Source organism: Prauserella aidingensis (assembly GCF_024171865.1).
Taxonomy (GTDB): Bacteria; Actinomycetota; Actinomycetes; order Mycobacteriales; family Pseudonocardiaceae; genus Prauserella; species Prauserella aidingensis.
In genome coordinates this window covers 143025-158919 of sequence record NZ_JAMTCN010000003.1, presented here as the reverse complement: position 1 = coordinate 158919, position 15895 = coordinate 143025, and the positions used below count along the sequence as shown (strand labels likewise).

Annotated in this window: 13 protein-coding genes; 6 read left to right on the top strand and 7 right to left on the bottom strand. The window is 72.5% G+C overall.

Going from position 1 to position 15895, the window contains the following annotated elements:
- Positions 1-69: 69 nt before the first annotated feature.
- Positions 70-1260 carry a helix-turn-helix domain-containing protein gene (locus LY13_RS04845; RefSeq protein WP_253826941.1) on the bottom strand — a complete coding sequence of 397 codons (1191 nt, stop codon included), beginning with the start codon at positions 1258-1260 and terminating at the stop codon, positions 70-72.
- A 164-nt stretch (positions 1261-1424) separates the two neighbouring features.
- On the opposite strand from LY13_RS04845, the gene LY13_RS04840 reads away from it, so the two are divergent.
- Both LY13_RS04840 and LY13_RS04835 read left to right on the top strand, forming a co-directional pair.
- On the top strand, positions 1425-1832 hold the full coding sequence (locus tag LY13_RS04840) for a hypothetical protein (RefSeq protein WP_253826940.1): 408 nt from the start codon (positions 1425-1427) through the stop codon (positions 1830-1832).
- Between the two features lie 505 nt (positions 1833-2337).
- Positions 2338-3249, top strand: coding sequence for a DMT family transporter (locus LY13_RS04835; RefSeq protein ID WP_253826939.1), 912 nt, complete (start codon positions 2338-2340; stop codon positions 3247-3249).
- Here LY13_RS04835 and LY13_RS04830 read toward each other — a convergent pair.
- The 3 genes from LY13_RS04830 to LY13_RS04820 all read right to left on the bottom strand — a co-directional run bounded on the left by LY13_RS04830 (position 3167) and on the right by LY13_RS04820 (position 5604).
- Complete coding sequence (locus tag LY13_RS04830; protein WP_253826938.1) at positions 3167-4393, bottom strand: MFS transporter; 1227 nt, start codon at positions 4391-4393, stop codon at positions 3167-3169. The two genes, LY13_RS04835 and LY13_RS04830, sit on opposite strands and share 83 nt — an antisense overlap.
- Positions 4394-4522: 129 nt before the next feature.
- On the bottom strand, positions 4523-5086 hold the full coding sequence (locus LY13_RS04825; RefSeq protein ID WP_253826937.1) for a GNAT family N-acetyltransferase: 564 nt from the start codon (positions 5084-5086) through the stop codon (positions 4523-4525).
- Positions 5083-5604 carry a YbaK/EbsC family protein gene (locus tag LY13_RS04820; RefSeq protein WP_253826936.1) on the bottom strand — a complete coding sequence of 174 codons (522 nt, stop codon included), beginning with the start codon at positions 5602-5604 and terminating at the stop codon, positions 5083-5085. Before LY13_RS04820 ends, LY13_RS04825 begins: the two co-directional genes overlap by 4 nt.
- A 217-nt stretch (positions 5605-5821) precedes the next feature.
- Here LY13_RS04820 and LY13_RS04815 point away from each other — a divergent pair, with 217 nt between their 5' ends.
- The 4 genes from LY13_RS04815 (at position 5822) to LY13_RS04800 (ending at position 9352) form a co-directional block, all read left to right on the top strand.
- Positions 5822-6346: an SAV_6107 family HEPN domain-containing protein gene (locus tag LY13_RS04815; protein ID WP_253826935.1), complete on the top strand. Its 525-nt coding sequence runs from the start codon at positions 5822-5824 to the stop codon at positions 6344-6346.
- Positions 6322-7116, top strand: a complete 795-nt coding sequence (locus LY13_RS04810) for a maleylpyruvate isomerase N-terminal domain-containing protein (protein ID WP_253826934.1) — start codon at positions 6322-6324, stop codon at positions 7114-7116. Before LY13_RS04815 ends, LY13_RS04810 begins: the two co-directional genes overlap by 25 nt.
- Positions 7117-7186: 70 nt before the next feature.
- The gene (locus LY13_RS04805; RefSeq protein WP_253826933.1) at positions 7187-7942 is read left to right on the top strand and encodes a VOC family protein; all 756 of its coding nucleotides are present in this window, start codon (positions 7187-7189) and stop codon (positions 7940-7942) included.
- Positions 7943-8233: 291 nt separating this feature from the next.
- A complete protein-coding gene (locus LY13_RS04800) occupies positions 8234-9352 on the top strand; it encodes an ACT domain-containing protein (RefSeq protein ID WP_253826932.1) in 1119 nt (372 codons plus the stop codon).
- Between the two features lie 71 nt (positions 9353-9423).
- Here the strand turns inward: LY13_RS04800 and LY13_RS04795 are convergent, their stop codons facing one another.
- From LY13_RS04795 to LY13_RS04785, 3 genes are all read right to left on the bottom strand, one after another.
- Positions 9424-10194, bottom strand: coding sequence for a VldE C-terminal domain-containing protein (locus LY13_RS04795; RefSeq protein ID WP_253826931.1), 771 nt, complete (start codon positions 10192-10194; stop codon positions 9424-9426).
- 243 nt (positions 10195-10437) lie between these two features.
- Positions 10438-10938 (bottom strand): peptide deformylase, encoded by a 501-nt coding sequence (def, locus tag LY13_RS04790; protein WP_253826930.1) that lies wholly within the window; start codon positions 10936-10938, stop codon positions 10438-10440.
- Between the two features lie 106 nt (positions 10939-11044).
- Positions 11045-15721 carry an ATP-dependent helicase gene (locus tag LY13_RS04785; protein ID WP_253826929.1) on the bottom strand — a complete coding sequence of 1559 codons (4677 nt, stop codon included), beginning with the start codon at positions 15719-15721 and terminating at the stop codon, positions 11045-11047.
- Between the last annotated feature and the right edge of the window lie 174 nt (positions 15722-15895).

Here is a 15895-nt window from a genome sequence, read left to right as displayed (position 1 = left end):
GAGGTCCTGCATCCGGACGTGCGTGTCCGTGCTCGGACTGTCCCGAATCCGTCCGGGACCGACCGGGCGTCAGACGCGGATTCCCGCCCAGCGGGCGAAGCCCGCGAGTGTGTCGTCGCGGCGGCGTTCGCGTTCGGCCAGTGCGATGACGGTTTCCCGGACGCCGGGGTGTTGGCGGGTGCGCCGGGGTGACACGCGGCGAGCGTGCTGCAGGTGCTTGAGAGCCCGTTCACGGTCGCCGTGCAGCGTCCAGGCGCGAGCCTGGTCGATGTGATGGTGCCCGACCCGCTCGGGGCGTGCGCGGTCGCTGACGCGGACGCTCTCGCCCCGGCGGGCCGCTTCAGCGCCGTCGTATTGCTCGACCGGTAGCGCGCACCAGTGGACGGTGACGTTCAGCGCGGATGCGTCGATGTTGTAGTACGGCCGCTGGGGCGGCTGGTGCTCGCCGACGATGGCGCGGGCTTCCCCGACCCACTCGTCGCCCTCGCGGACGTCTCCGGCGCGGGCTGCGAGCATGGCCGATCGTAGGTTGAGCTGGATGGCCATGGCGTGTCCGGCGGGGCTGTCGTCGATGTGGTCGCGGGCGCGGTCGAGCATGCGCAGCCCGGCGCGGAAGTCGCCGTGTTGCAGGTACCGGGCGCCCCGGTGCCATGCCGAGACGGCGACGCGGAGCGGGTCGCCGGTGCGCGGGGCCAGTGCGATGTGGCGTTCGGACGCCAGCGCTGCCACATCGGCTTGCCGGAGTTGTCCGGCGACGCTGCCGGTGAGTCGGTAGGCGTCGTGGAGTGCGGCTCGGGCTGCGTCGCCGTTGGCGCCGGGCTCGTCGGCCAGCGGGTACAAGTGGTGCAGCAACGGCGGCAGGGCCGATGCGATGTCGGTGATCCGGTCCGCACGCAAGTTCCCGGCGAGCGTGTCGAGCCGGGTCGCGATCGCGCCGAGCGTGAGCGGGCGCCCTTCCGGGCGGGGGTCGTCGTAGGCATCGAGCGCCATGCGCAGTTCGGTCACGACGGCGGCGAGCGTGCTCGGTTGCTCGACGACGTCTTCTGCGTGGGTGTCGTACAGGTGTGCCGGGGTGACCCCCAAGGCGCGAGCGACGGATGCCACGAACGACGCCGATGCGGGGATGCGCCCTTGCTCGACGTGGCGAATGGTGCCGAGTCCGACGTGCGCGCGGTCGGCGAGCCGGCGTTGCGTGAGACCGGCCAGACGGCGGGCACGGGCGACGCGCGGACCGACCCCGGCGGGTTGGGCATCGTCCATGCGTCGGCTCCCGGCTCCGTGGGGCTGCGTCCAGGCTCATCGTAGCGTGAGTACTTCGTGAGTACTTGCCGTTGTTGATCGTCTTTAACGTCCGTGCGCATGGGGAACGCACGTGAAATGCCGGACGACGACACGCCCGAACACGACGGCTACCGGGGGGGCTCATGCTGGCCGCATCCGGGCGGGTGTACTGGATCACCGAGCGCGGCTGGACGGTGCCCATTGACGGGTCCGACGAGCACGGCGGCGAGTCGAGCGCGCCGGACGACGAGCACGGCGCCCGCCCGAGCGCGTTGTCCCGGCTCACGTGCCGAAGTGTTGTCGTGGAGACCGGGCATGTCGTCGACCCGGAATGGCCATGCTTCGATGGCGTGCCCGGCGTCAAAATCGTCAGTGGCGGCGTGCGGCACCTTGCCCGCACCGATGTCGAGCTACAGCGGGGCGAAATGGTTACGTTGTTGTGCGGCGCCCAGTACATCGCCCCGCGGCGTGCCGAGACATACGTGCGTTTCGACTGCCGATGGTGCGCGTATGCGTTGGTCGAGCCGGATCAACCGCCGCCGATCGGCTGACCGGACTGTGAATCGCGCTCACGCGCCGTCGTGAACGCGTTGCTGCCACGACGAACACGCTCGACGCGGGGAAGGCAGTGTGACGTGCTACCTCGGTGAACAGCCACGGCGTGCCAGGGACCGACATGGCGTGTCGGCACGGTAGGGCGGCACGGGCGGGAATCCGGTGTCCCGGAGCCCGGGCGCTCATTAGGATCGCGGCATGCACCGGCTGTTCCCGATCACTCCGCCGCCCCGCCCCGTTCGCGGGGCGTAGGCGTGCAGGCACGCCGCGCGGGAAGGCCCTGATCGAGGGCTGCCCGCGCGGCCAACGTGTGCCGTTTCCCGTCGGAGCGAGGTTGCCGTGTCATGACGAAGCCTTGCGGCGCAGAGACACCGCGGCGTAGAGACACCGTGACGTAGCGACACCGCGGTGTAGCGACCTCGCCGCCTCCGACGGTTCCCGAGGCCGAAGCGCCCCGCGTCGAAGAGTTCCCCTTCTCTGTTCCGACGCTGGAGCGTGTTCATGTCTGTTGTCGTTTCCACGTCCGCGCGTCCTCGTGCGGGCACTGTGAATCTGCTGGCGGCCGGGGTGCTGTGGGGCACCGGCGGGATCGCCGGTTCGGTCCTCGCCGCCACGACCGGTCTGTCGTCGCTGTCGGTGGCGGCGTGCCGTCTCGTGCTGGGCGGTCTCTTCACCGTCGCGGCGCTCGGTGCGCTGGGCCGGTTGCGGGGTGTGCCGCGCACGTCGGCCGTGGCGCGCCGCGTGGTGGTCACCGGTGCGCTCCTGGCGTTGTTCCAGGCGTGCTACTTCGCATCGGTGGCGGCCACCTCGGTCGGCATCGCCACGATGGCGACGATCGGTAGTGTGCCGGTGTTCGTCGCCGGCGCCTCCGCGGTGCGGCAGCGACGGCTGCCGGACGTCGTCACCTCGCTCTGCGTCACCGGTGCCGTCACGCGACTGGTGTTGCTGACGTGGTCGCCGGAGGCGGCCGCGGATCGCGGCCGGTTCGTGGCCGGGCTCGTCGCGGCGCTGGTGTCCGGCGCCGGGTTCGCAACGTTGACGCTTGCCACGCGGTCCCGGGTGGCCGGGCTCGATCCGGTGCGGACGACCGGGTTCGGCTGTCTGCTCGGCGGTGTGTTGCTGCTGCCCGCGGCCGTGTGGTCGGGGTTGTCGATCCCGCTGCACTGGGACGTGCTCGCCCTCGCCTGTTACCTGGGCGCCGTGCCGACGGCGTTGGCGTACGCGGCCTACTCCTCGGCCGAGCGGTGCCTCGGGGACTGTGGTCACGTTGACTGCCATCGCAGTCCCCGGGGCGCACAGGCAGTCAGCCTGGGACCGTGCTGGAGGGTGTTCAGCCCGCGATGGTGCTGTACCGGAACGACCGCGAGCGGTACGCGATCATGGCTGTGGCCAGTAACAACGCCGCGCACGTGAGCGTCGCTACGGGCGGGCCGACGGCGGCTGCGAGCAGGCCGAGGACGTTGTTCGCGAGCAGCAGCGAACCGCTCTGCACCACGAGCATGCCCGCCTGGACCCTTCCGACATAGCCCGCTGGACTCCGACTGATGAGCAGTGGCGCGAGATGCGAGACGAAGAGCCCCAGGCCGAGACCCGCCAGCATCGCCCCGCCTGCCAGTGACACCACACCTGGCGCGACGGCGATCGTCGCAACGCCGAAACCCGCGACGGCCACGCCGATCAGCGCTGCGAGACCGGGAAGGCGGGTCGTGCCGAGCCGTGCGACCAGTACTGCGACGAGGATCGATCCCACCGCCTGGCACCCGACGAACAGACCGGTGACGTCGGCGGCAAGACCGGCCTGTCGGGCCAGAAGCGGCACGAGCAGCGTCGGGACCGGCAGGGCCGCCGCAGCCGTCACTCCCAGCACGATCAGGCCCGGACGGAGAACCGGATGGCGGCCGACCAGTCGGATTCCGGCGCGCATGTCGGACAACACGTTGCCGTCCGACGGTGCAGGCACGTCCTTCGCCGGCGCGCCGATCAGCAGTAGCGCGACGGCGACGACGGTGAAGGCGAGTGCGGCCAGCACAGCCGTTCCGGCCATTCCGGTCCACCCGAGCAGCGCGCCACTGATCGGAGCGCCCACCAGCTGAATCAGTTGACTCCCGGTCTGCCTCACGGCGAGCGCACGGGGCAACGACGCGGAATCGACGAGCCGGCGGGGCATCGAATCGGCTGCCGGAAGGTAGAACGCACCGACGGAGCCCATGACCGTTCCGAGGGCGATCAGGAACCAGAGCGGCGTCCCGCCGAAACCCGTGATCGCGGCAGCGGCCGAGTACAGCGGGATCAGTACCGCACACGAGCAGAGCATCGTTGCTCGTGGTGACCAGCGATCGCTGACGGCGCCTCCCACCACGGTGAGGACCGTGCGGGGCAGCGTGATCGCCGACAGTGCGACAGCAGCGATGCCGGCACCGTACGCGGTCGCCGTCCATCCCACGGCGAAGATGACGACGGCGTCGGCGAGCTTCGACACCAGGTCGGCGCCGAGCCAGCCGAAATAGCGTGGAGGGATTCCGGAGGAACGGCCCGTAGCCGAATCAGTGCGGGTCACCCGCGCAGCGTCGGGCTTCGTGTGGCGTGAAGGTCAACTGCTCGCCGGGTGTCGCGAACGGCGGTGACGCCGCCCCGGGTTCGCGGTGCCCACTCCGCGAACCCGGGTGGGGCCGGTGCCTGCGCCGGTTCAGTCCAGCGGGAGGGTGCGGCCCAGCACCGCGAACGGTCGCGGGTCGCCCGCGAAGCGGTACTGCCGCAGGACGTCGCCGAATCCGACCCGGCGGTAGAGCTTCCAGGCGCGGCTGTCGCCTTCCGGGGTGGACAGCAGGACGCGCCCGTCCGGGACGCCGTCGAGCAGCATGCGCAGCAGATCCTCGCCGGTTCCGCGCCCCTGACCGCCGGGGCGCACGTGGATCTCGGTGAGCTCGAAGTAGTCGTCCAGCCACGCGTGGGCGGTCTGCTCGCCCTCGCGGTCGGTGACGCCGCGGCGCACCTGTTCGTGCCACCACTGACCGGGCATGCCGCGGTAGCCGTAGGCGATGCCGACGAGGCGATCGTCGTCGTCGAGGGCGGCGACCGCGCGCCAGCCCTCGCGGAGCACGTGGGTGAGCCACATCGGGGCGCGCTGCTCGGCCGTACCCGGCGGGTAGTTCATCGCGGCGACGTAGATGTCGAGCGCCTCCCGCAGCCGCATCCGGAACTCCTCGCCGGAGAGCCGGACGTAGCGCTGCGCGCTCGGCATCGCCGTCATCGGTGCTGTCCCGGTTCGGCCGCGACGTCCGCCGCGGTGCCGCCGGTCGCCGCGAGCAGTCCGTCGAACGTGGTGGGGTAGACCGACTTCGGATGCCCCGCCGCGGCCCACACGACGTCGTGGGCGGCCAGGGCCGTGTCGACGAACGTGAGGATGCGCTGGGGGTGGCCGACCGGGGCGACGCCGCCGATCGTCTGTCCCGTCGCGGCCTTGACGAACTCCGGATCGGCCCTGCCGACCTTCTCGGCGCCGGCGAGCTCGGCGAGCGTCGTCGTGTTCGCCCGGTGCGCCCCGGAGGTCAGCGCGAGCAGCGCGCGGTCGGTGCCGTCGGGCAGCGTGGCGCGGAACACCAGGCTGTTGGCGATCGCGCCGACCTCGATGCCCAGCGCCGCGGCTGCCAGCTCGGCCGTGCGGGCGTCGTCCGGGAGAAGACGGATTCCCTGCGCAGCGGCGCCCTGGTCGGCCTCGGAGAGCGCGGCCGCGACCTTCGCGACCGACGGATGGTCGAGGGTGCTCATGACTTCATGAGATCACGTCGGCGGTCCGGGGTGCGACGCAGATCGCTCGTGGGCGGCGCTTGTCGGGAAGCCGATGGCGCGCTACCGTGAAGGTGTCGAACAGATGTTCGGCATCGGGGATCCCCGGGCGTCCGGCACGTGGATGGGGGAAGCATCCCGTGCCGGACGCCGCTCGAGCGGGGAGTGCACGAGCGGCAGAACTGGGAAGGGGGCGGCCGTGTCGGTTGCCATGACGCCGCAGGATCCGTCGGTGCGGAAGCAGGCCGCGCAGCCCGCGCTGCCGTTTGCGCAGGCACCACCCGCCGCGCCTGCGACCGCTCCGCTGCTGGCTCAGGCCCGCCGCGGCGTCCAGGAGGCGCGACGGGAGTCCGATCTGGTGGAGCGGTTCACGGGTGCGTACCTGTCCGCATTGCGGGCCGCGGCGGCGGTGCTGACGGCGCGGGGCAGGCCGCACCGGGGCCGCGCCAAGCCGGAGAGCACGTGGTCACTGCTGGAGACGGCTGCTCCGGAACTGGCAGGCTGGGCCGCCTACTTCGCAGCGTTCTCGGCGCGGCACGCCGCGCTCCAGTCGGGCGTGTCCCGTGGTGCGGACGAGGAGTCGGCGAACGAGCTGGTGCAGCGGGCGGGCGAATTCCTCGCGATCGCCGACGTGCTCGTGCGCGGGCAGTCCGGGCCGGGTGGACACGGGGCTGCGACGCAGTGCGACGCCACGGTGCCGTGGCCGCGGTCGCGGAGACGGTGACGGTGGCGGGTGGCGGCCCGGTGGTCGATCACCGGCGGCTCGCCGAGGCGTTCGGCGCCGAGGTCACACTGCTGATCGAGGCGTCGCGAGGTCTCGCACCGGAGACGCCGGTGCCGACGTGTCCGGGGTGGACGGTCGCGGACACGGTGCGGCACGTCGGCAGCATCTACCGCGTGGCCCAGGCGTGGCTGATCGACGGCCAGCGACCACGGGAATGGCAGCGTGTCCCGGCTCCGGGGCAGAGCGAGGAGAGCTACGTCCGGCAGGGGTACGCGGACCTGCGCGAGATCCTCGACTTCCACGGTCCGGACAGGCCCGCGGCGACCTGGTGGCCCGAGGACCGCACCTACGGCTTCTGGTGCAGGCGCATGGCGCACGACACCACGGTCCACCGGGTCGACGTCGAAGGTGCCGGAGGAATGACCTGGTCCGGGGTCGCCGCCGATGTGGCGCGCGACGGGGTCGACGAGGCGCTCATGCTGTGGTTCGGCCACCGGCTGCCCCGGCTCGGACTCCGGGGAACGCGTGCGGGAGAGGTCGGTGTGTGCACGGGTGGGCGCGGTTGGCTCGTGTCCGCGGGGCCGGACGAGACGGCCGTGCGCCGCTGCCGCGAGTCGGAGGCGCGTGACGCCGCGGCCGTGGTGTCGGGCGGGCCCGAGGCGGTCTACCTGTGGCTGTGGGGCCGGAATCGGCCCGGAGCGGTCGACGTGGCCGGTGACGAGGACGCGGCCGGGCAATTGCTGGCGCTCATGCGGCTGGCGACGCGATGATGATGTTGCGACCACCCGGCGCCGGCCTGTGCTGCGGGTGCCACCGGGACGGAGGTGCACGGTGAACGGTATGCCCGGAGTGGTGTTCGAAGCCGAACAGCCGCGGGTGGTTGCGGAGTTCTGGGCCACGTTGCTCGTCGGCGACCTCGCCGGAGACGACGGCGGCGGGTGGAGAGTCCGGCTCCCGGACGGTCCGACGATCCACCTCGTCGGTGCCACGGCGGGGAAAACGACCAAGAACCGGATTCACCTCGACCTCGCCTCCGGCGACGACGACACCCCCGGTCCGGGGACGCAGAACGCCATTGTGGACAGAGCGATCCGGCTCGGCGCGGCCCGTGTCGACATCGGGCAGTACGCGGGTGCGGTCCCGGTGCCGTGGCAGGTGCTGGCCGACCCCGCGGGAAACGAGTTCTGCGTCCTCGAACCGCGTCCCGAGTACGCCGCCACCGGGGCCCTCGCCGCCGTGGTGATCGACTCACCGGACCCGCACCGGCTGGCCGAGTTCTGGTCCGGTGCCACCCGGTGGCCGATCGTGCGGACCGAGCCGGAGTTCGTGAGCCTGCGCGCCGCCGACGGCCGCGGTCCGTGGCTGGAACTGTTGTCGGCCGATCCGTGTCCGCCGGTGACTCCGCGTTGCCGGCTCGAACTGGCCGTCCCGGCGAGCGACGGGAACTCCGCGGCCGGAACCGCGTCGTCGCCCGCGGCTCCGGGGGAGTTCGCCGCCGAGGCGGACCGGCTGCGCCTGCTCGGTGCGACCCGCCGCGGTGCCGGGCGGCTCGTCGACCCGGACGGCACCGTGATCGACCTCGTCCCCGGCCGCTGACCCCACCTGGCGGTGTCGCCGGTGCCGGCGTACGGCCGTCCGACGTCCTGGCCGCGCAGGCGGAGCCGAAGACACGCGATCTCGGTGACGTGCGGCGCCGTGGTGCGTGGCGTCCTCACGTGTCGCCGCCACGCGGTCACTGCCACACGGGTCTCTGCCGCGCGGTGGCTGTCGCTGTCACACGGCCGGGTGGCGGGGCGTTTCCGGAGCGTTGCCCGCCCGGCCGTGTGCTGACAGAGGTGAAACACCGGCGCCGCCGACCGGCAACACCGCTGCGGAAGTGTGGCCGACATGAACACGAGTCGGAAACCCCTGCCCGCGCGGCAGGAGACGGTCCGGGCCTCCCCAGCCGGCGCGGCCGGGGAGGATCCGGCGGCGGTCACCTGGCGCCTGCGGATCCGTATGGACGACCGTCCGGGCACTCTGGCCAGGGTCGCCATCAGGTTGGCGGACCTGGGCTGCAACATCCTGGCGGTCAACGTTCTGCCGGTGCCCGGCGGCGTGCTGGACGAGCTCGTCGTCCGGCCCGGTGCCGGCCTCCTCCGCGACGACCTCGTCACCGCGCTCGGCCACGAGGACTGCGCGTGCCTCGCCGTCACCGACGCGGAGGTGCGGGAACTCGTCGACGCACCGACCGCGAGCCTGGTAGCCGCCACCCGCGCCGTCGACGCCCCTGACGAGCTCGCCGACGCGGTCCGCGACCTCCTCCCCGCCGACGTCGTCACGGTCGTTCCCGTCGACGAGGCCGCCCCCGGACGTGACGAGTCCGGGCACCGCGCGGTCCTGCCGGTGGGCGACGGCCGCGCGCTCGTCGCGCGCAGGCGCTGGGCACCGTTCCTCGGCCAGGAGCTCGCCAGGGCGGAAGCCCTGCTCGCGTTGCTCGCGGCCGTTCGCACGAACCTCGCCGGTCCCGCGGTGGCGACCTGCGACGACGGTGCGGCGCTCGTCCTGCGCGAGGGCACACTCGCCGACACCGACGCGGTCGCGCTCCTGCACGAGAACTGTTCGGCCGACACGCTGCGCCACCGCTACGGCACCGAACCGGGTTCCGTGCCGCGCCGCATGATCCGAGGGCTGCTCGGACCGCCGCACGGCAGGAGTGTGGTGGCGGTGTGCGGACGCGAGATCGTCGCTCTCGGGCAGCTGATCACCACCCGCGGCCGGCCCGCCGAGTTCACGCTGCTCGTCGAGGACGGGTGGCAATGCAACGGCGTCGGCACCGCCCTGCTGCGGCGGATCGCCGCCCTCGCCGCGTCCGACGGGTACCGGGAGATCAGAACACCACCCGCGCCGCACGGCGCCACGACGCCGGAGGTGTCCCCTCACGCCGAGATCGCGCGTGTGGCCGAGCGGGCCGGGCTCTCACCGGCAGGCCGGGATCAGGACGGCCCGCTCCGCATCGCACTCTGACGCCGCGGTCGGCTCGGGGCCCACCGCGGCGTCATGAGGGGGCCGGTGTCGTCGACGCCCGGAGTGGCGGATCAGCAGGTGACGTCCACGTCCGCGTAGTCCTCGAACGACACGTGCACGTGGTCGTAGTGGTTCGCGGTGTCGCTGCCGCGGTCCTCCATGTACGACCAGCCGCTGCCGTCGTTGTACCGCTGCTCCCAGATCACGTATGTCACGCCGAACTCGGACTGGTTGGCGAGGATGTACTCGGCGATCTGGTCGCCGGTGGCGCCGGTCGTCATGAAATCCAGTGCGAGGCCGCTCGGGTGGTCGCTCGCCCCGGACCGGCTGGCGACGCCACCGACCGAGTCGACGTCGAACTTCGTCAGCACGTGGTTTCCGACCTGCGCCACGTGCGGCTGCGTGCCCTCCAGTTCCGTCGAGCACGGCTCGGGCTCCGGCGTCGGCGGCGGGGGCGGAGGGGACGGCTTGCGCGTCGTCGTCGGCGTCGTCGTGGACGGCTTCGGTGTCGGCTCGGGGGTCGGTTTCGCCGTGGTGCTGCTCGGGATGGGCTTGTCGGTCGACCTCCTCGACGTCGTGGTCGTCGATGTGGTCGAGGACGTGGTGGGCGCACTCATGGCGAGTGCGGCGTTCGCGGGGTCGGTGTCGGAGCCGGCGAGACCTTCCGTGATCGACACGGTGCCGCCCAGCAGAGCGGCGGCGGCCAGGCCCAGTCCGACGGGGAGCGGCCACGAGCGTCGGGATCGCTCGGTTCCGCGGGGGTGCGGCGTCGGGATGTCGCCGGGGGTGGGTCTTCGGGATTTCCGGGCGCGCGGATTGGCCGCGCGGTGTCGGCCTGCCATGGGGACCTGCCTCGGGGTTGCTCGGGGTGGGCTATCGGGGTGGGGACAGGTTACGAACCGGCAACGGGCGCGTCACGTGCGAGTGGCAATGCGCACAGCAGGTCGAGACAACCTTTCCGATCATCGCTGGTCAGAAAGGTGAAGGAAGGTCTCCGGTGGTGCGCACCACCGGGCGGGAGACCGAGACTCCGGGCGTGTCGGCTTGACCCGGGTGAGGGTGTGGCCGGCGGATTCCGGACTGGTTCAGCGGAGGCGGAACCAGTCGCGGGAACGCATGTCCCGCAGCGCGGTGCGACGCCGGTCGGCCTCCAACCGGTCCAGGTAGAGCATGCCGTCGAGGTGGTCCACCTCGTGTTGCAGACACTGCGCCGTCACTCCGTCGCCCTCCACCGTGACCGGTTGTTCGCGCAGGTCCACACCACGCACGACGGCGTAGGTGGCGCGCCGCACCGGGTACCGCAGTTCCGGTACGGAGAGGCAGCCCTCGTCGATGTCGTGGGTGGTCTCGGCCAGTTCGACGATCTCGGGATTCAGTACGTAGCCGACCGTGCCGTCGAGGCGGTAGCTGAATGCGCGCAGTCCGACCCCGATCTGCGGTGCGGCCAGCCCGGCACGACCGGGCATGTCCACCGTGTCCAGCAGATCGTCGACCAGCCGTTTCACCGCGTCGTCGAACCGGGTCACCGGATCGGCCACGGTCTTCAGCACCGGGTCACCGAAATACCGCAGTTCGCGCACGGCCATCGCCAGTCGTCCTCCGCCGAGCTCGTGGTCGGATGCGGCGCAGGCCGCGCCGCGGGGTCGGGGCCAGCTTAGGGCCGCCGCTCTCGGCGACCGCGCCCGCCGCCGGTCAGGCCCGTAGCCGCAGGCCCTTCGGGGTAGCGCGGAAGCCGGCCTCGCGCAGCACGTCCGCGAGCTGCGACGTCAGAGCCTGTTCGCCGTCGGCGCGCTGCACCTGCAGTTTGCCCAGCCAGCCCTCGCGGACCGCGGTCGAGAGCGCCTCGGCAGCCTGCCGCAGCGGCTCGGTGTGTTCGGTGAACGACAGCAGCGACCGGCCGCCGCGTTCGACGTACAACGCGGGAACACCGTCGACCAGCACCACCAGGGCACCGGCCTTACGGGCGGGCCGGTGTTTCGTGCTGCCGAGCGGCTGCGGCCACGGCAGCGCCGCACCGTAGGGCTGGGCGGGGTCGCTCGCCGCGAGTACGACCGCACCCTGGGCATCCCGTGTCCCCGAGGTGTCGCTCGCCGCGCGCAGCCGGTCGACCGCCCCGCGCGCGGCGAACTGTGCGGCGCCCAGCCCGTCGACGACGTAGCCGCGGACGACCTGCCCCGAGTCCTCCATGCCGCGCAGCACCTTGTAGATGCCGGAGAAGCCGCCCGTGACGCGTTCGGTGTCGAGGGCGCCCTTGGTCAGCACGCCGTGGCGCTCGAGGAACGACTCGGTGCGCGCGTGCGCCCGCCGGGTCGGGTCGGTCTCCCGCGGCGGTGTCGGGCCCCACCGGCCCGCGACGGTCGGCGGCCCGGTCCGCGACGGCATCGCAGGTCTGCTCGCCCGCATACGTGCGTAGCGGCCCCGCGGTGCGGACCGCCGCGCCTTGTGCGCCGCACCGCCCCCGGAGACCTGTGCCCGCAGCGGCGCGAGCGTGTCACCCGTGATGAGACCCGCCCAGGTGAGATCCCAGAGCGCGGCCACGACCGTGGCGTCGTCGGGTGGGCTGTCGAGCAGCGGCGTCACCCGGTCGACGAGCTGCCGGAAGAACAGCGCGCCGTGTTCGACCGCCGCCAGCACGGCTCGGTGGACCGGGCCGGTCTCGCCGACGTCGTGGTCCGCTTCGGGTAGCAGCAGGTCGGCCACGTCGGCCGGCGCGAGTGCGACCCAGCCGTCCCCGCCGGACAGCGCGCCGCAGCCCGCCCAGACCACCTCGCCCGCGGTGGTCAGCTCGTCGAGCAGCGCCGGGTGATAACCGGGCAGTCGGCTCGGCAGGATCAGCGATTCGAGTGCGCTCGCGGGCAGCGGCGCCCCGGCCAGCTGCTCGACCACCGACAGCACGTCGTCGGCCGTCGGAGCCGAACGCAGCCGTGCACCGATGCCGTGCCAGGTGGGCAGGAACCGGCCGAGTGCCGCCGGTTCGACGGGTTCGACCTCGGCCCGCAGCTTCGCCAACGACGCGCGCCGGAGCCGCCGCAGCACCGCCGCGTCGCAGTACTCGACTCCGCCGGGTTCGAGGGGTTGCGGGCTGAGTTCACCGCGGACGAGCCTGCCGTCGGCGGTGAACCGGTCGAGGACGCCCGTGGCGACGGCCGTGCCGATGCCGAACCGTGCGGCGAGTTGCCCGGCCGCGAACGGCCCGTGGGTGCGTGCGTAGCGGGTGACGAGGTCGCCGAGCGGGTCGTCGACGGGTTCGGTGAACGTCTCGGGGACACCGACGGGCAGCGCCGCTCCCAGTGCGTCCCGCACCCGCCCCGCGTCCTCGATCGCGAGGTATCGGTCCTCGCCTGCGATGCGCACCACGATCGCGCGGCGGCTGTCGACCAGCTCGGTCAGCCACTCGGGGCGCACTCCGCGCTCCGCGGCCTCGTCGGCCGTCATGTCGCCGAGGAAACGCAACAGGTCCGCGGTGTCCTCGGGGCCGCGGGCGTGGCGGTCCTCGTCGAGGCGTTGGAGTCCGCGTTCGACGTTCGCGACGGCCTCCGGGTCGAGCAGTTCCCTGACCGCTTCGGTGCCGAGCAGTTCCGCCAGCAACGTGGAGTCGAGCGACAGCGCCGCCGCCCTGCGTTCGGCCAGCGGGGCGTCCGTCTCGTAGAGAAACATGCCGACGTAGCCGAACAGCAGACTGCGCGCGAACGGCGATGCCGACGGCGTCTCCACCTCGACGAGTTTCACCGTGCGGCTGCGCACGTCGGCCATCAGCTCGCGCAGGCCGTCCACGTCGTAGACGTCCTGCAGGCATTCCCGCATCGCTTCCAGGACGACGGGGAAGCGCTCGTACTTGGCCGCCACGCTGAGCAGCTGGGCGGCGCGTTGGCGTTGTTGCCACAGCGGGCTGCGCCTGCCGGGGTTGCGCCGCGGCAGCAGCAGCGACCGCGCCGCGCACTCGCGGAACCGTGCGGCGAACAGCGCCGATCCGCCGACCTCGGTGACGATGAGTGAGTCGACCTCGTCCGGGTCGAGCAGCACGTCCTCGCCGGTCAGGGTGACCTCCTGGCCGTCGGCGTCGAGCGCGTCGGGCAGGCGCAGCACGATGCCGTCGTCGGAGTGCGCCGCTTGGACGTCGACGCCCCGCGTTTCGCGCAGCCGCGCCGTGATCGCCAGCGCCCAGGGTGCGTTGACCTGCGCACCGAACGGGGAATGCACGACGACGCGCCAGTCGCCGAGCTCGTCGCGGAACCGTTCGAGCAACAGGGTCCGGTCGTTGGGGACGTGGCGCGTGGCTTCGCGTTGTTCGCGCAGGTAGGTGAGCAGGTTGGAGGCCGCACGGTCGTCGAGGCCCGCGTCGGCCGCGCGGCGCAGGGCTGTCTCCTCGCGGGCTCCGGACACCTCGCGGAGGAACGCGCCGAGGGCTCTGCCGAGTTCGAGCGGTCTGCCCGGGGCGTCGCCTTTCCAGAACGGCATCCGTGCGGGCACGCCGGGGGCGGGGACGACGATGACGCGGTCGTGGGTGATGTCGGTGATCCGCCACGACGACGTGCCCAGCAGGACGGTGTCGCCCACGCGGGACTCGTAGACCATTTCCTCGTCGAGTTCGCCGACGCGACTGCCCGAGGTACGTTTTCCCGCCGAGGGCACGGGGCCACTGCCCGAGGTACGTTTTCCCGCCGAGGGCACGGAGTTACTGCCCGGGCCGTCCGTGGAGGCGCCGCCTTCGCCGGGCGTGGTCACGGTGAAGAGCCCGCGGTCGGGGATGGTGCCGCCCGAGGTGACGGCCAGTCGCTGCGCGCCGGGTCTGCCGTGCAGTTCGCCGGTGACGCGGTCCCAGGTGATGCGGGCGCGCAGCTCGCCGAACTCCTCGCTGGGGTAGCGCCCGGCGAGCATGTCGAGCACGGCGTGCAGGGCGTCGTCCGGCAGTGCGGTGAACGGTGCCGCGCGGCGCACGGTGGCGGCCACGTCGTCGACGGTGCGCGGTTCGAGCGCCACCATCGCCACGATCTGCTGGGCGAGTACGTCGAGCGGGTTGCGCGGGTAGCGGGTCGCTTCGATCGCGCCGGATGCCATGCGCTCGGCGGTGACGGCGCAGGAGACGAGGTCGCCGCGGAACTTGGGGAACATCACGCCGCTGGAGACCGCGCCGACGTGGTGTCCTGCGCGGCCGACGCGCTGGAGGCCGGAGGCGACCGTGGGCGGCGCCTCGATCTGCACCACGAGGTCGACCGCGCCCATGTCGATGCCGAGTTCGAGCGACGAGGTCGCCACGACGCAGGGCAGTCTGCCGGTCTTGAGTTCCTCCTCCACGCGCGTGCGCTGCTGGCGGGACATGGAGCCGTGGTGGGCTTTCGCCACGGTCGGTTCGGCTCCGGTGGTGAGCCCGGATTCGCCGATGGCCTCGGCGGGGAATTCGTCGCCGGGTTCGAGTTCGGTGCGTTCGGCGGCGAGTTCGTTGAGCCGGGCGGTGAGCCGTTCGGCCAGCCGCCGGGAGTTGGCGAACACGATGGTCGACCGGTGGGCGCGCACCAGGTCCAGCACGCGCCCTTCGACCGACGGCCAGATCGACGGTTTCGGTGGGGCCGCGGCCGGCACCTCGTCCTCGAGGGAGCCGGGTTCGGCGGCCGGGGCCGGGCCGTCGAGTTCGGCCATGTCCTCGACCGGGACCTCGACGCGCACCTCGACGGTCTTCGCCGCGTCGGGCTGGACGACCGTGACCGGCCTGCCGCCCGCGAGCAGCGAGCTCACCTCGTCGACGGGGCGGACGGTGGCCGAGAGTCCGATGCGCTGCGCCGGTGTCGGCAGCAGGTCGTCCAGGCGTTCCAGCGACAGCGCCAGGTGTGCACCGCGTTTGCCGCCGGTGACGGCGTGCACCTCGTCGACGATCACCGTCTCCACGCCCCGCAGCGACTCCCGCGACGACGACGTGAGCAGCAGGAACAGGGATTCCGGCGTGGTCACCAGCACGTCGGGCGGGGTGCGTTGGAAGGACCGGCGTTCGGCGGGCGTGGTGTCGCCGGTGCGCATGCCGACGGTGATGTCGGGTGCGGGCAGGTCGAGGCGTTGCGAGGCCTGCGCGATGCCGGTGAGCGGGGAGCGCAGGTTGCGCTGGACATCGACGGCGAGGGCCTTGAGCGGGGAGACGTACAGGACCCGGCACCGGTGCCGGGTCTCCTCGGGCGGTGGCGTGGTGGCCAGTCGGTCGAGGGCCCAGAGGAAGGCGGCGAGCGTCTTGCCCGACCCTGTGGGTGCGATGACCAGCGAGTGTTCACCCGCGTGTGCGGCCCGCCACGCGCCTTCCTGCGCGGAGGTGGGCGCGGCGAAGGCCCCCGCGAACCAGTCCCTGGTCGCGGGGGAGAAGAGGTCGAGTGCGCGGGTGGTCACGTCTCCATGATGCGGCGGGTCACCGACATTCCGGGTGCGGGCCGGGTGCGGCCGGGAGTCCGGCCCGTGGGCCCGCACCTCCTGCGGCGGTCATTTCCGCCGGTTACGCCGGGCCTGTACGAGCAGTACGACGAGTGTGGCCGTCACCGTGGCGATGGCGGCCAGCGTGAGTGC

Excerpts from the sequence above, each read along its gene's own strand:
- LY13_RS04845 (WP_253826941.1), bottom strand. The coding sequence starts at position 1,260 with ATGGACGATGCCCAACCCGCCGGGGTCGGTCCGCGCGTCGCCCGTGCC.
- LY13_RS04840 (WP_253826940.1), top strand. The coding sequence starts at position 1,425 with ATGCTGGCCGCATCCGGGCGGGTGTACTGGATCACCGAGCGCGGCTGG.
- LY13_RS04835 (WP_253826939.1), top strand. The coding sequence starts at position 2,338 with ATGTCTGTTGTCGTTTCCACGTCCGCGCGTCCTCGTGCGGGCACTGTG.
- LY13_RS04825 (WP_253826937.1), bottom strand. The coding sequence starts at position 5,086 with ATGACGGCGATGCCGAGCGCGCAGCGCTACGTCCGGCTCTCCGGCGAG.
- LY13_RS04820 (WP_253826936.1), bottom strand. The coding sequence starts at position 5,604 with ATGAGCACCCTCGACCATCCGTCGGTCGCGAAGGTCGCGGCCGCGCTC.
- LY13_RS04805 (WP_253826933.1), top strand. The coding sequence starts at position 7,187 with ATGCCCGGAGTGGTGTTCGAAGCCGAACAGCCGCGGGTGGTTGCGGAG.
- LY13_RS04800 (WP_253826932.1), top strand. The coding sequence starts at position 8,234 with ATGAACACGAGTCGGAAACCCCTGCCCGCGCGGCAGGAGACGGTCCGG.
- LY13_RS04795 (WP_253826931.1), bottom strand. The coding sequence starts at position 10,194 with ATGGCAGGCCGACACCGCGCGGCCAATCCGCGCGCCCGGAAATCCCGA.
- def (WP_253826930.1), bottom strand. The coding sequence starts at position 10,938 with ATGGCCGTGCGCGAACTGCGGTATTTCGGTGACCCGGTGCTGAAGACC.